The 14,320-nt window shown below is 43.7% G+C and carries 8 protein-coding genes and 3 pseudogenes; 6 read left to right on the forward strand and 5 right to left on the reverse strand.

The features are described from left to right. Nucleotides 1-120 precede the first annotated feature (120 nt). On the reverse strand, nt 121-1,158 hold the full coding sequence (locus Q0E19_RS09710; RefSeq protein ID WP_294409278.1) for a CPBP family intramembrane glutamic endopeptidase: 1,038 nt from the start codon (nt 1,156-1,158) through the stop codon (nt 121-123). Nucleotides 1,159-1,390: 232 nt separating this feature from the next. Between Q0E19_RS09710 and htpG the strand changes: the two genes are divergently transcribed. Further along, entirely contained in the window at nt 1,391-3,283 is a 1,893-nt protein-coding gene (gene htpG, locus Q0E19_RS09715; protein ID WP_294409279.1) for a molecular chaperone HtpG, read from the forward strand. A gap of 86 nt (nt 3,284-3,369) precedes the next feature. On the opposite strand, the gene Q0E19_RS09720 is transcribed toward htpG, so the two are convergent. Continuing rightward, complete coding sequence (locus tag Q0E19_RS09720) at nt 3,370-6,162, reverse strand: YfhO family protein (protein WP_294409280.1); 2,793 nt, start codon at nt 6,160-6,162, stop codon at nt 3,370-3,372. Between the two features lie 351 nt (nt 6,163-6,513). Between Q0E19_RS09720 and Q0E19_RS09725 the strand changes: the two are divergent. Then, nucleotides 6,514-7,164: pseudogene (locus Q0E19_RS09725) on the forward strand (peptidylprolyl isomerase); the annotation flags it as partial. A 48-nt stretch (nt 7,165-7,212) separates the two neighbouring features. Continuing rightward, a pseudogene (locus Q0E19_RS09730) lies at nt 7,213-7,710 on the forward strand (peptidylprolyl isomerase); the annotation flags it as partial. Between the two features lie 55 nt (nt 7,711-7,765). On the opposite strand, the gene Q0E19_RS09735 reads toward Q0E19_RS09730, so the two are convergent. After that, a complete protein-coding gene (locus Q0E19_RS09735; protein ID WP_365904962.1) occupies nt 7,766-8,125 on the reverse strand; it encodes a GNAT family N-acetyltransferase in 360 nt (119 codons plus the stop codon). 150 nt (nt 8,126-8,275) lie between these two features. Here Q0E19_RS09735 and Q0E19_RS09740 point away from each other — a divergent pair. From Q0E19_RS09740 to Q0E19_RS09750, 3 genes and pseudogenes are all read left to right on the forward strand, one after another. Then, nucleotides 8,276-9,016: pseudogene (locus Q0E19_RS09740) on the forward strand (amino acid ABC transporter substrate-binding protein); the annotation flags it as partial. A gap of 117 nt (nt 9,017-9,133) precedes the next feature. Continuing rightward, nucleotides 9,134-9,769: an amino acid ABC transporter permease gene (locus Q0E19_RS09745; protein ID WP_294409330.1), complete on the forward strand. Its 636-nt coding sequence runs from the start codon at nt 9,134-9,136 to the stop codon at nt 9,767-9,769. A 12-nt stretch (nt 9,770-9,781) separates the two neighbouring features. Beyond that, entirely contained in the window at nt 9,782-10,543 is a 762-nt protein-coding gene (locus tag Q0E19_RS09750) for an amino acid ABC transporter ATP-binding protein (protein ID WP_294409281.1), read from the forward strand. 73 nt (nt 10,544-10,616) lie between these two features. Here Q0E19_RS09750 and Q0E19_RS09755 read toward each other — a convergent pair whose 3' ends face one another. Then, the gene (locus Q0E19_RS09755) at nt 10,617-12,527 is read right to left on the reverse strand and encodes an ABC transporter ATP-binding protein (RefSeq protein WP_294409282.1); all 1,911 of its coding nucleotides are present in this window, start codon (nt 12,525-12,527) and stop codon (nt 10,617-10,619) included. Further along, on the reverse strand, nt 12,527-14,320 hold the full coding sequence (locus tag Q0E19_RS09760) for an ABC transporter ATP-binding protein (RefSeq protein WP_294409283.1): 1,794 nt from the start codon (nt 14,318-14,320) through the stop codon (nt 12,527-12,529). Before Q0E19_RS09760 ends, Q0E19_RS09755 begins: the two co-directional genes overlap by 1 nt.

Here is a 14,320-nt window from a genome sequence, read left to right on the forward strand (position 1 = left end):
TGTTTAGTCACTTACATTATACCATGAGTTTCTCTTTGAGTCTTCTTTTTTGTGTCATTTTATTTTACAACTTGCCGGAAAGTTATGAAACTGGTCTGCGGTCAGGATCATTCAGTTCATTTAGTTTATAAAGAAAAACCTTCTGAGTATCTGGAATATAAGGAGCGCAAGGTAAGCCAGTATAACAGGGTTTCTGAAAACGATCCTTGAAACTGTCTTTTTGTCCAGTGCGTTTGTGCCGTCCTTGTAACGGAGTTCTTTTATCTTGGTGAAGAGAACAAGAAATCCGAAAAGTGCGATAGTTATTTCAAAAATACTGAAAATAAGGTCGGAATGAGGTATGTTCAGCACATCTGCAAACTCAGTATAGCTTGATATGATATTGTTTGCGATATGGAGAAGTATGGTCGGGAAGATAGAGCCGCAGTTTACTGCAATGATAGCGTAGACAAGACCTGTTCCGAAAGCGGAAACTGCCTGCGGTATATTTCCGTGCATAAGTCCGAAAGCAAGCGCAGATAAAAGTATAGCCGCCGAATTTCCGTACTTTGATAGCATACCGAGGATAAGTCCCCTGTAAATAAATTCTTCTATAAACGGTCCTAAAAGCACCACATAGACAAATTGGAGCGTCAGCGATGCGGCGGACGGCGAGCTTATGGTAAAGTCGCTTGTGGGGACGGCAATGCCCTGCGTGTTAAGAAACGCAGTAAGATATGATACTGCCAGCGAAAGCGCTATGTTTATTACAAAACAGCCCGGTATCCATACTGCCGCAGTCTTTGCACCCTGTTTAGACGGCTTGATAAAGCCGTTGAAGCTTACTTTCAGCAGGACTTTTCCCATAAGCAGTATGACGGTAAGGCTAAGGACAGTTACGGTTATGTTTGCGCTCATACTGTACGCTGTAGATGTAACAAGTGCTTTGTGGTTATCAACAAGGTAGTTTACAACAGTATTATAACTGAGCGTAAAGCTCTTTGCAAGAACATAGTAAGTCGCATAGTAAAAGCCGTAGGCAAAAACTGTGTTGGTCAACACATAGGTAAGCAAAAGCAGACCGAGTTTTGAACAGTCTTTTGAAAGGGAACGCTTTTCCATTATCCCCTCTTCGGTCATGTAAACACCATTGAAATTCGGGTTGTATTGGTAGTTCAAGGATATGTCACCTCGTTTGGTCTTTGTTGTGATCGTTATAAACTATTATAGCATATTCCAAGTGTAAAATGCAACTATTAATTAAATGTAAATAAAATACGGATATTTTATTATAACCCTTGCATTTTATCAAATATGAGTTATAATATATTTAGCACTCAGAAAGTGAGAGTGCTAAAATCATGACAGCAAATAAATAATATAAACAGGTATTGGAAAGGTCGGAATTAATATGCAGACAAAGGAATTTAAAGCGGAATCCAAAAGACTTCTGGATATGATGATCAACTCGATCTATACACATAAGGAGATCTTTTTAAGAGAGGTGATCTCGAATGCAAGCGACGCTATCGACAAGCTGTATTTCAAATCTCTTACAGATACATCAGTAGGTATGAACAAGGACGATTTTGCTATCACACTTTCACTTGATAAGGAAAACCGTACTATCACTATTGCAGATAACGGTATCGGTATGACCGAAGAGGATCTTGAAAACAACCTCGGTACTATCGCAAATTCAGGCTCTCTCGCATTCAAGAAGGAAAATGAGCTTGGTGATGACGTTGATATCATCGGTCAGTTCGGCGTAGGTTTTTACTCCACATTTATGGTAGCAAAGGAAGTTACCGTTCTTACAAAGGCTTACGGCTCAGACAAGGCTTACCTCTGGAAGTCTGACGGAGTTGAGGGCTATACTATCGAGGAGAGCGAAAAGCCTGACGGCGCAGGTACAACGATAACTCTTTATCTTAAAGACGATACAGATGATGAGAAATATTCTATCTACTGCGACCAGTATCAGATCCAGTCACTTGTAAAGAAGTATTCTGATTATATCCGCTTCCCGATCAAAATGGAAGTAGAGCATACTCATTATAATGAAGAGGGTAAAGAGCCTGAGGTACATAAGGAGATCGAAACCCTTAACAGCATGACCCCTATCTGGAAGAAGAACAAGAACGAACTCACAGACGAGGATTACAATAACTTCTATATCGAGAAGTTTATGGACTATGAGCCGCCTGTTGCACATATCCATTCAAAGAACGAGGGTATCGCAACCTATGACGCTTTGCTTTATATCCCTGCAAGAGCGCCTTTCGATTATTATTCAAAGGACTATGAAAAGGGACTTCAGCTTTATTCAAGCGGAGTGCTTATTATGGATAAGTGCGCCGACCTGCTCCCTGACTGGTTCAGCTTTGTAAAGGGTGTAGTTGACTCAGAGGATCTCTCACTGAACATTTCAAGAGAACTTCTCCAGCAGGACAGACAGCTTAAGATCATCGCAAAGAACCTTGAAAAGTCCATAAAGAACGAGCTTACAAAAATGCTCAACAACGACAGAGAGAAGTATGAAAAGTTCTATGAGGTATTCGGACTTCAGTTCAAGTTCGGTATCTATCAGTCATACGGCGCAGCAAACGATACGCTTAAAGACCTCATAATGTTCCCATCATCATTCGAGGGCAAGAACGTGACCCTCAAGGAATATGTTTCAAGAATGAAAGAGGGACAGGAGAACATCTATTATGCCTGCGGCGAAACAAAGGACAAGATCGAGATGCTGCCGCAGCTTGAAAAGATCAAGGATAAGGGCTATGAAGTCCTCTACTGCACTCAGAATGTTGACGAGTTCGCTCTGAAAGTTATGATAAACTATGACGGAAAGACATTCAAGTCCATAAGCGACGCAGACCTTGACCTTGATACAGAAGAAGAAAAGGAAGAGGCTAAAAAGCTTGATGAAGAGAACAAGGATATGTTCACTTTCATGCAGGAGGCTATTTCAGATAAGGTAAAGACAGTAAGACTTTCAAAGAAGTTAAAGAGCCACCCTGTATGCCTGTCCTCAGACGGCGGCGCTATCACTATCGAAATGGAAAAGGTGCTTAACTCAATGCCGCAGAATGACGGTCAGAAGGTAAAGGCTGAAAAGGCTCTTGAAATAAATCCTAACCACCCTATCTTTGCAAAGCTCCAGTCGCTCTATGCAGATGATAAGGATACATTGAAGGATTACACAAAGCTGCTGTACGATCAGGCTCTGCTTATCGAGGGCATGAGCATAGAGAACCCTGTTGAGTTCGCAAACCTTGTATGCAGCCTTATGACAAAATAAACTAAACTATACTAAACTATACCCCCATAAAACTATAAAAAATCAGCGTACGGAAAAATTCCATACGCTGATTTTTATTTGTTTAGTTATTTCACTAGTGAGTTTTCATAAAGGTTGCAGTATACGTTAACTACGAACGGCATAATGTAGATCACAAAGAGTATCAATGCGCCGGCCATTATAACAGCGTAGTATGAGATGCTGCATACTGTATCGTTGAATTTTATCTTCTTTCTGAATACTCCGTAAAGTACGCATAAACCTGCACCTGCGATAGTCAGAACTATTCCTGCGGCAAAGCCCTTCGGCGTTGATGTTATCTCGATATCATTTTTGCCGCTCTCCAGCTTGAACTGTACCATATCTCCCAGTACCTTGCTGTATTCGACCTGCTTGCCGTTGACCTTTACATTCAGCGTGTCGCTGTATGGCAGGGATACAAGACAGTTTTGCGCCTTGTCGAGTTCACAGCTGCCTGTAAGTCTGCCTTTGTCTGCGGAAAGGTTTACTGTCTGTGCATTTTCGGCGGCAGCTGAAAGCTTGTCCAGATCCATTCCGAATAATCCGTAGGACGCACATTCGCAGTCCTGAAGAACCTTTACAGTTACGGATATAGTCTGATCTTCAAATTCACCGAGATCTATAAGACCGTTTTCTCGCTGGCTTGGATATTCGCTTTCGATAACGTTGTGGTTCACCATAACAAGGAAACTCTTGTTTATCGGTTCGTTAAGCGCATTTGACGGCTGGTCAAAGCAGTCAAAATATAAGCTCTGTCTGCCCTTTACCTCAATGGTGTAATTGAAAGTCGAGCCGTTTTTAAAAGTATATTTACCTTCTTTGTTCTTTGCGATAGCCTCGGGGTGTTCGCTCTCATAGAAAGTAACGATCTTATCCTCGGAGTCTGAACTGCCGAGGGTGTTTTCGTAAACATACTGCTGTATCTCACCTCTGGTGACTTCTGGAAGTTCAGCGTCTGTTATCGCATTGTCTGTAAGAAGTCCTGACGGGATATAGTGATCTGACTTGTCGATATTGTATATCTCGCCGTCATAAACTGTGCTTTCGCTTGTCTTGCCTGTGTGGATAGTGTACTTGATGTTCATAAGTGCGTCGGTAAGCTCCGTTCCGCCGTATGAGCCGACTTCCATCCAGTAGGAAGAATAACCCAGCCTCTTCATCATATACATATAATCCTTGCTGGTAAGAGATGTGTAGTGGCTAATGGAGTTGTATCCCATTGCACCCACAAGGTTCACATCAAAAAGCTTTGATGTGGTGTTTACCCTGTAAAATCCGCTGTCATCATCTATCTTGTCGGCAAGCTCCATAACAGCCTGCTGATTTTTAGCACGGTCAGGGAAGTTTACATAAGGAGAAGTTATATAAATGCTGACGTTTGCATAAGCCTCAACTATTACCATAGAGCATATCAGCATAGCTGTAAGCTGTCTTGAAAGCATTCCCTTGCGGAAGAGTATAAAGTATATGCCGTAGATAAGAGCCGCAACTGCGGAAAGTTTCAGTATAAGATGATAGGACGTATCATCTCCCCAAAGGGTTCTGGAGTAAGCTGAAAATTCGTGGAGATTTACAGCTGTGAAATCAAGAGCAAATTTGTAGAAGAAGAATATAAGTGCCGCACATATAAGGGTAAGGAAAATGTTGTCCGCCTTTGAGCGTTCGTGAGATACCCTGTTCTCATCGTCCTTTGAGAGGAAATATCCTGCGCAGGCTATGAGCATAAACTGTGTGATAAAGCCGTATCTTGTCGGGAATGACATATAGCTTCCCGTATGCCACATGGTATTTATCGGCTCTATGAAAATAGGTATGAGCATAAGGAAGAGAAGTATAAGGCAGGTGTTCTGCTTTTTGCTCCTCGGTTTTCCGTCACACAGGCATACTGCATTTATTATAAGGATAGAGATAGTTGAAAGTATGGTCGGTATGGTGGTCTGATAGTTTGTAAGGAAACTGCATGATGCAACATTTTCAAGGAAGTTTTCTGTACGTCCGCTTGAAAGGTACTGGATAAAGCATGGTATCCATACCGCCGCAGAAAGCAGAGCCGCCAGCAGAGAGCCTATTATAAAATGTACAGGCGCTTTTTTGTAAGGCTCTTCATTTCTGTATCTGAAACATACAACGCCCATAAGCAGGAGAATGAAAACAACTATCATATAGCTTATATAATAGTTTACTATCATCATTGCCGTCAGCACAGCCACATATGGCGCAATCTTGCCTTTCTTGAAAAGGCTGTTGAAAGCTGTGAGCAGGAGAGGGAAAAGATACATCATATCCAGCCAGATGATGTTCTGGAAATAAAGCATCACATATCCGCTGAAAGCATACATAAGGCTGAAAATCATTGCCCATGCCACAGGCAGCTTTTTCTGACAGCTTTTGAAATATACCATAGATGTGACCGAGCAGGTCATCATTTTCAGTATAAGCAGAATGTTTACAAGGTGAATGACCTCAGTTTTCTGCACAAACAGGGTGAGCAGCGAAAACGGGCTTGCCACAAAGAAGAATATTACACCCCACAGGTTCATTCCGCCTGCGTTCTGGAAATTAAGGAATATTCCCGCCTTGCCTGTAAGTATATCTTTAAGATCAGTGAGAAGAGGTATGACCTGCTGAGTCATATCGCACCATGCGATCGTTCCGCCGCCGAAAGGATATAATCCGTTGGCATAGAAGTTTATAAGCATTATCACTGCCACAGCCACAGGCGGCAGCAGGAAAGGCAGTATCTTCAATGCTTTTTTCTTAGGCTCATTCACTCCGGCAGAACTGCCTGCATTATTTACATTGCTTGTATCGTTTGTTTTACTGGTGCTTTTTTTCTTTTTTGCTCCATTTGTTTCCATTGGTTTATATTGCTCCTTTATTAATGTAAGACCGATATAATATAAGTAGACATTTATATTCGATAGGTTTCATTTTTGTCGAAAAAAACAGACGTTAAAGACATTAACTAATATATTATACCCCGATACCAAACAAAAGTCAATCGTTAGGAAAAACGAATAAAGGTATTTTCATACAAAATTTGTTGTGCGTTATAGCAAGCATAGAAAAAAGCCGTCAGACTAAAAATGAAAATTCGGTGAAATGTACCTGCCGTTATTGATTTTTTTTCGGGGCAATGCTATAATGATAAAAGCGGTCTTATATGCAGACTGCCGTACAAATAAGAAACGGGGGCAAATATAAAAGATATGAAAGATTCAAAATTTAAAAAGCTGCTCAAAGGCATTGCGCTTACGGCAGCCTGCGCAGTAACACTTTCTGCGTTCAGCGCCTGCGGAAGCAAGGAGTCGGATTCGTCTTCCCAAATTGATACCTCTACACTTGATGAAAGCAAGTCTTTCACCATTACACTCTATGAGGACAAAGCGCCTATCACCTGCAAGAACTTTGAAAAGCTTGTGGACGACGGCTTTTATGACGGACTTACTTTCCACAGAGTAGTAGAAGGCTTTATGGCGCAGGGCGGCGACCCTAAGGGCGACGGCACAGGCGGAAGTGATGAAACTATCAAGGGCGAGTTCAGCGCAAACGGTGTTGAAAATGACCTTTCACACAAGCGTGGAATAGTTTCTATGGCAAGAAGTCAGGATTATGACAGCGCATCAAGCCAGTTCTTTATCTGCTATTCAGACGACTGCACTTTCCTTGACGGACAGTATGCGGCTTTCGGCGAGGTAACAGAGGGAATGGACGTTGTTGATGAATTTCTCAATGTTGAGAGAACAACAGGCTCGGACGGGGCAGAGTCCTCACCTAAAACTCCTATCACAATAAAGAAAGCTGTAATGATAGACGATGATGACAGCGGAAACCACAGAGCAAAGTTCTATATGGACTTCACATATGATGAGCCTGAACCGAGAACACCTGTTGACGCAAGCTTTGTTATAAGCCTTTATGCAGATAAAGCACCTATAACCTGCGAGAACTTTGAAAAGCTTGTTAAGGAAGGTTTCTATGACGGACTTACTTTCCACAGAGTAGTAGACGGTTTTATGGCACAGGGCGGCGATCCTAACGGTGACGGCACAGGCGGAAGTGATGAAACTATAAAGGGCGAGTTCAGCGAGAACGGCGTTGAGAACGATCTTTCTCACAAGCGTGGAATAGTTTCTATGGCGAGAAGTCAGGATTATGACAGCGCATCGAGCCAGTTCTTTATCTGCTATACAGACGACTGCACTTTCCTTGACGGAAAGTATGCGGCTTTCGGCGAGGTAACAGAGGGAATGGACGTTGTTGACGGATTCCTTGAAGTAGAGAGAACAACAGGCTCAGACGGAGCAAAGTCCTCTCCTAAAACTCCTATCACTATCACAAAGGCTGAAATGATAGAAGATGACGCAGACGGAAACCACAGAGTAAAGTTTACAGTAAACTATTAAAAATAATAAAATCAAAAGCGGTTCGGGATATCCTCCTGAACCGCTTTTTGTGTGCCTATCTGTTTTTCTCCAGCCAGTGCTGAGCGTATGAGCAGGTGGCTGTGATCTTTCCGCCACGGCTCTCAATTTCCTTTACCGCAAGCTCCATAAGCTTTCCTGCAATGCCCTGTCCTCTGAGGGAATCGTCCACAAAGGTGTGATCTATGCAGAAAACGCCTTTTTCTGTTTCGGGAAAGGTTATCTCGGCAAGGAGCTTTTCGCCGTCAATACTGTATATCCTGCTGCTTTCAGTCACAAATTCCATTTTATCACCCATTCTGAAAATATTTTTGATATGGATATTATACCACAGCGGCGGAGTATATTCAAGCCGATGAAAAAAGTTAGAAAAAGCATATATTTTCACTATTTGCATTGACAAAACCGCTTTAATAGGTTATCATAGTAATGTAGCTTTGGCTGCTTTTATTTTTTTATTTATAATGATATAAAGGAGAAAGGTATGAAGAGTACAGGAAGATCTTTTAAACGGCTCTTTACGCTGCTGACGGCGGCGGTTATTTTTATGGTATGCGCTCAGTGTATCGTGGGTGCAGCCGTAGGTGACGATAACGTCTTTACAGTAGGCTTTGACGCAGAGTTCCCGCCTTATGGCTATAAGGACGACAGCGGTGAATATGTGGGCTTTGACCTCGACCTCGCACAGGAGGTATGCAACCGAAACGGCTGGACTTTGAAAAAACAGCCTATCGAGTGGAACTCAAAGGATATGGAGCTTAACTCAGGCTCTATCGACTGTATATGGAACGGTTTCACAATGAACGGCAGAGAGGATAAATATACATGGTCAACACCGTATGTTGATAACTCTCAGGTAGTTATAGTTAAATCAGACTCAGGCATAACAAAGCTTTCCGACCTTGCAGGAAAGATCGTTGCAGTTCAGAGCGACAGCTCTGCTCTTGCCGCCCTCACAAGCGAGGACGCAGAGCCAGAAAATCTGGAGCTTGCCGCATCTTTTGCAGACCTCCAACAGGTAGGCGACTACAACAGCGCATTTATGAACCTTGAGTCTGGGGCAGTAAACGCTATCGCAATGGATATCGGCGTTGCGAATTATGAGATAGAGTCAAGAGGCAGCGAGTTCGTTATGCTTGACGAAAGACTTTCCACAGAGCAGTATGCCATAGGCTTTAAGCTTGGAAATACAGAGCTTCGTGACGAAGTGCAGGTCGCACTCCTTGAAATGCTGGCTGACGGAACTTTTGATGAGATAGCACAGAAGTGGGGTCTGGAGGACAGCGTAAGCTTGTCAGCTGATGATTCGGTTATAGACGCTGCTGACGAAAGCGCATCAGACAGCAGTGCTGCAGCAAGCACTGCATCAAAGGCAAAGCAGAGCTTTGGCGAAAAGTTTGTTGATATCTCAAAGCAGCTTTCAAAAGGACTGCTTGCGTCACTTTCTATCTTTCTGCTTACCCTGCTTTTCTCACTCCCTCTCGGCTTGCTTGTAACAGCAGGCAGAATGTGCAAGATAGCACCTATAAGATGGCTCGTTAAGCTGTATATCTCGATCGTGAGAGGTACACCGCTTATGCTCCAGCTGTTGGTAGTGTTCTACGGACCATATTATCTGTTCGGTATGGCACTTTCATCGGAATATCGTTTCTATGCGGTGATAATCGGTTTTGCGGTAAACTATGCAGCGTACTTTGCAGAGATCTACCGTTCAGGCATACAGGCTGTGCCTAAGGGACAGTATGAGGCTTGTGACGTTCTCGGTTACAGCAGACCGCAGAGATTTTTCAAGATAATCTTCCCGCAGATGGTAAAGAATATCATACCGTCAGTTACAAATGAGGTCATCACCCTGGTTAAGGATACGTCCCTTGCATTTGCGCTTTCGTATACCGAAATGTTCACTATCGCAAAGCAGGTAGCTGCGGCAAAGACAACTATTATGCCGCTGTTTATCGCAGGCGTGTTCTATTACATATTCAACTTCCTCGTAGCGTTCATTATGGAGCGTATCGAGAAGAAAATGAACTATTACAGATAGGAGGCTTGAACTGTGAATTTGCTTGAAGTAAAAAATCTGCAAAAGAGTTTTGACGGACTTGAGGTCCTGAAGGATATAAGCCTCTCTGTTGGTGCAAGCGAGGTAGTTTCCATAATCGGTCCGTCCGGTTCGGGAAAATCAACTTTTCTGAGATGTATCTCAATGCTTGAAAAGGTGGACGGCGGAAGTATTTCCTACTGCGGCGAGGAGGCTGTCAATTCTGACAGCGGTTCGCCTGTGTATGCGCCGAAGAAAAAACTGAAGGAACTTCAGGGTACATTCGGTCTTGTGTTCCAGAATTTCAATCTTTTCCCCCACTACTCACTTATGAAAAATATCACAGATGCACCTATATGCGTGCAGAAACGTGATAAAAACAAGGTAATGGACGAGGGGCAGGCTCTTCTTAATAAAATGGGACTGGGCGATAAGGGCGATTATTATCCTTATCAGCTGTCGGGCGGTCAGCAGCAGAGAGCGGCGATCGCAAGAGCGCTGGCAATGAACCCGAAAATGCTCTTCTTTGATGAGCCGACATCGGCTCTCGACCCTGAGCTTACGGCAGAGATACTTAAAGTTCTGAAAGAACTTGCAGCGGAGCAGATGACAATGGTCATCGTTACCCACGAGATAGATTTTGCAAGAAGTGTTTCGGATAAGGTCATCTTTATGGACGGCGGAGTTATCGTTGAAGAGGGTACTCCTGAGGAAGTGATCGACAATCCGAAAAACGACCGTACAAAGGCTTTCTTAAGAAAGCTGCTTGATGAATAAATTATATAAGCATATTAAAAAGGAGATCGGCTCATAAGGCTGATCTCCTTTTGCTGTTGGTTTAAGTTTTCTGTCAGGCAGTTTCTTCTGCGAAGTTGCCTGTGTAGAGCTGATAGTATTTGCCCTTCTTTTCGATAAGCTCATCATGTGTTCCACGCTCGATAATGCGTCCCTGTTCGAGGACCATTATGCAGTCTGAATTGCGGACCGTGGAAAGTCTGTGGGCGATAACGAACGTTGTTCTGCCTGTCATAAGTGCGTCCATACCTGCCTGAACGAGTCCCTCTGTTCTTGTGTCGATAGAAGACGTTGCCTCGTCAAGTATCAGTACAGGTGGGTCAGCAACAGCGGCTCTTGCAATGGCGAGGAGCTGTCTTTGTCCCTGTGAAAGGTTTGCACCGTCGCCTGTGAGCATTGTGTTGTAACCGTCCGGAAGTCTTTCGATAAAGCCGTTTGCGTTGGCAAGCTTAGCGGCTGCTATACATTCCTCATCGCTTGCGTCAAGGTTTCCGTAGCGGATGTTATCCATAACTGTGCCTGTGAAAAGGTGAGTATCCTGTAAAACTATGCCGAGAGTTTTTCTCAGAGCGGGTTTCTTTATCTTTGTGATGTTTATTCCGTCATAACGGATCTTTCCGTCCTGAATGTCATAAAATCTGTTGATAAGGTTTGTGATAGTCGTCTTTCCTGCGCCTGTCGAACCTACGAAAGCTATCTTCTGACCGGGCTTTGCAAAAAGCTTTACGTCATGAAGTACGATCTTGTCATCATTGTATCCGAAATCAACTCCGTCGAATACGACCTCGCCCTCAAGCTTTTTGTATGAAACAGTGCCGTCCTCCTTGTGAGGGTGCTTCCATGCCCATGTGCCTGTGCGCTCTTTACATTCTTCAAGCTCGCCGTTCTTGTTGTATCTTGCGTTCACGAACTCAACATAGCCCTCGTCCTGCTCGTGCTTTTCGTCCATAAGGTCGAATACACGCTCTGCACCTGCGCTCGCCATAATGATGAAGTTCATCTGCTGGCTTATCTGGGTGATAGGCTGAGTAAAGTTTCTGTTCAGCGTAAGGAATGCAACGATAGTACCAAGGGTAAGTCCGCCTATGCCGTTGATAGCAAGCACAGCGCCGAGTATAGCGCATATTACATAGCTGAGGTTTCCGATGTTTGCGTTTACAGGCATAAGTATGTTTGCATACTTGTTTGCGTTGTTTGCACTGACTCTGAGCTGATCGTTGAGCTTTACAAAGTCGTTTACAGCCTGCTCTTCGTGGCAGAATACCTTTACTACCTTCTGTCCGTCCATCATCTCTTCTATGCAGCCGTCAACTGCACCGAGGTCTTTCTGCTGTTTTGCAAAGTAAACGCCCGACTTTGCTGCAAGCTTTTTGGTGACGAAAAGCATAAGCACAGCCATAGCGATAGAAAGTATCGTCATAGGGATATCCATTGCCACCATGGAAACGAATGTTACAACCAGCGTAATAGCTGAGTTTACGACCTGTGGTATACTCTGGCAGATGAACTGACGGAGAGTATCAACGTCGTTTGTGTAAACCGACATTATATCGCCGTGAGGGTGAGTGTCAAAATATTTGATTGGCAGCGACTCCATATTGTCAAACAGCTCGTCACGGATATTTCTCAATGTACCCTGACCTACGTTTACCATTATCCTGTTGTATCCATAAGAGGCTGCAAGACCGATAAAGTATGTTACAGCAAGCTTTACAAGCGCCGCAGCAAGCGGTGCATAGTCTGTTGAACCGCTCTTCAGCATCGGTGTGATGTAATCGTCCACCAGCGACTGTATGAACAGCATTCCCACAAGTGTGGTAACAGCCTGCACAACTATGCATATAAGCACCACAATGAACGGGAACTTATAGCTTTTGAGCATGAATTTAAGCGCTCTGCCAAGAACTTCAATGTGCTTTTTTTCAAGAGCAGGCTTTTTTCCTGCAGGAGCTTTGTTTTCAGCCATCAGTCATTCTCCTTTTCATTTGTATTATCTGTATTTTCTGTGTTTTCGATATTTGCAGCAGGGTTATCAAAATCTCCGCCGCCTTTGACCTGTGAGGTGTATATCTCGTTATATATCTCGTTATTTTCGATAAGTTCGTCATGTGAACCTATTCCGTTTATCTCGCCGTTATCGAGAACAATTATCCTGTCAGCGTGTTCAACGCTGGAGATCCTCTGTGCGATAATGAGCTTTGTTGTGCCCGGTATCTTGCTTGCAAGCTCAGAGCGTATCTTTGCGTCTGTTGCCGTATCGACTGCGCTTGTGGAGTCGTCAAGAATGAGCACCTTCGGCTTTTTCAGCAGCGCTCTTGCGATACAAAGTCTTTGCTTCTGACCGCCCGAAACATTTGCGCCGCCACGCTCGATATAGGTGTTGTACTTGTCAGGAAAACGCTGGATAAATTCATCTGCGCAGGCTGACTTGCAAGCATCTATACATTCCTCGTCAGTAGCGTTCTCGTCACCCCAACGGAGGTTGTCGAGGATAGTGCCTGAGAAAAGTACGTTCTTCTGAAGTACCACAGATACCTGATCTCTCAGATATTCCATATCATATTCCCTTACGTCAAGTCCGCCGACGCATACAGAACCATCAGATACATCGTAAAGTCTGCTTATGAGGTTTACGAATGAAGTTTTTCCGCAGCCTGTCGAACCTATTATACCGATAGTTTCGCCCGACTTGATGTGAAGATCAATGTTTTTCAGTACGTCCTTGCCCTCGCCGTGGCGGTATGCAAAGCTTACGTTGTTGAAGTCGATAGAGCCGTCTGCCATTTCTGTAACAGGGTTTTCAGGATCTCTCAGATCAGGAACTTCTGTAAGAACTTCGCTTATACGCTTTATGCTGGCTGTGGACATTGAGATCATAACGAATATGAATGAGAGCATCATCAAAGACATAAATGCGTTAAAGATGTATGTGAAGAGTGAAGTAAGCTCGCCTGTGGTGAGTGAGCCGCCTACGATAAGGTGTGCGCCCATCCAGCTTATAAGAATAACTGCGCCGTAGCTTACCAGCATCATAGCAGGGTTGTTGTACGCAAGTATTCCCTCAGCCTTTGTGAAAAGCTTATAGAGGTTTCCCGATGCCTTAGAGAACTTTTCCTTTTCGTAGTCCTCTCTTACATATGCCTTAACAACTCTTACAGCTGAGATGTTTTCCTGTATGCTTGCGTTAAGGTCGTCATACTTTCTGAAAGCCTTGTCGAAAAGCTTCATTGCTCTGAGCATTATAAATCCCAGTACCGCAGCAAGGAAAACGAGTGCGATAAGGAAAGTAAGGCTCATTTCCGCATTGATAAGAAAGCTCATGACCATTGAAGTGATAAGCATGAGCGGCGCTCTTACCGCAATTCTTATGCACATCTGATAAGCGTTCTGCACGTTCGTTACGTCCGTTGTCATACGGGTAACAAGACCTGCTGTGGAATATTTGTCGATATTTGAGAATGAGAATGTCTGTATCTTGCGGTATATAGCCTCACGCAGATTGCAGGCAAGTCCCGAAGATGCGCTTGCGGCATATTTACCTGCCATAACGCCTGCGAAAAGGCTCAGCATTGCGGCGAGTATCATAAGTCCGCCGTAGAGATAAACTTTTGACATATCTCCTTTTTCTATGCCGTTGTCAATGATCTTAGCCATTATAAACGGCAGCAGCACTTCCATTACTACCTCAAGAGCGGAGTAGAACGGAGTGAGGAATGAATCCTTTTTGTACTGCTTGACCTGTTTTAGAATTTCCTTCAT

This window comes from uncultured Ruminococcus sp., assembly GCF_934476685.1.
In the GTDB taxonomy this organism is placed as follows: Bacteria; Bacillota; Clostridia; order Oscillospirales; family Ruminococcaceae; genus Hominimerdicola.

What these genes read in the sequence shown, in the direction of transcription:
- Q0E19_RS09755 (WP_294409282.1), bottom strand. Translation starts at nt 12,527, where the DNA reads ATGGCTGAAAACAAAGCTCCTGCAGGAAAAAAGCCTGCTCTTGAAAAA.
- htpG (WP_294409279.1), top strand. Translation starts at nt 1,391, where the DNA reads ATGCAGACAAAGGAATTTAAAGCGGAATCCAAAAGACTTCTGGATATG.
- Q0E19_RS09735 (WP_365904962.1), bottom strand. Translation starts at nt 8,125, where the DNA reads ATGCAAATAGTGAAAATATATGCTTTTTCTAACTTTTTTCATCGGCTT.
- Q0E19_RS09720 (WP_294409280.1), bottom strand. Translation starts at nt 6,162, where the DNA reads ATGGAAACAAATGGAGCAAAAAAGAAAAAAAGCACCAGTAAAACAAAC.
- Q0E19_RS09760 (WP_294409283.1), bottom strand. Translation starts at nt 14,320, where the DNA reads ATGAAGGAAATTCTAAAACAGGTCAAGCAGTACAAAAAGGATTCATTC.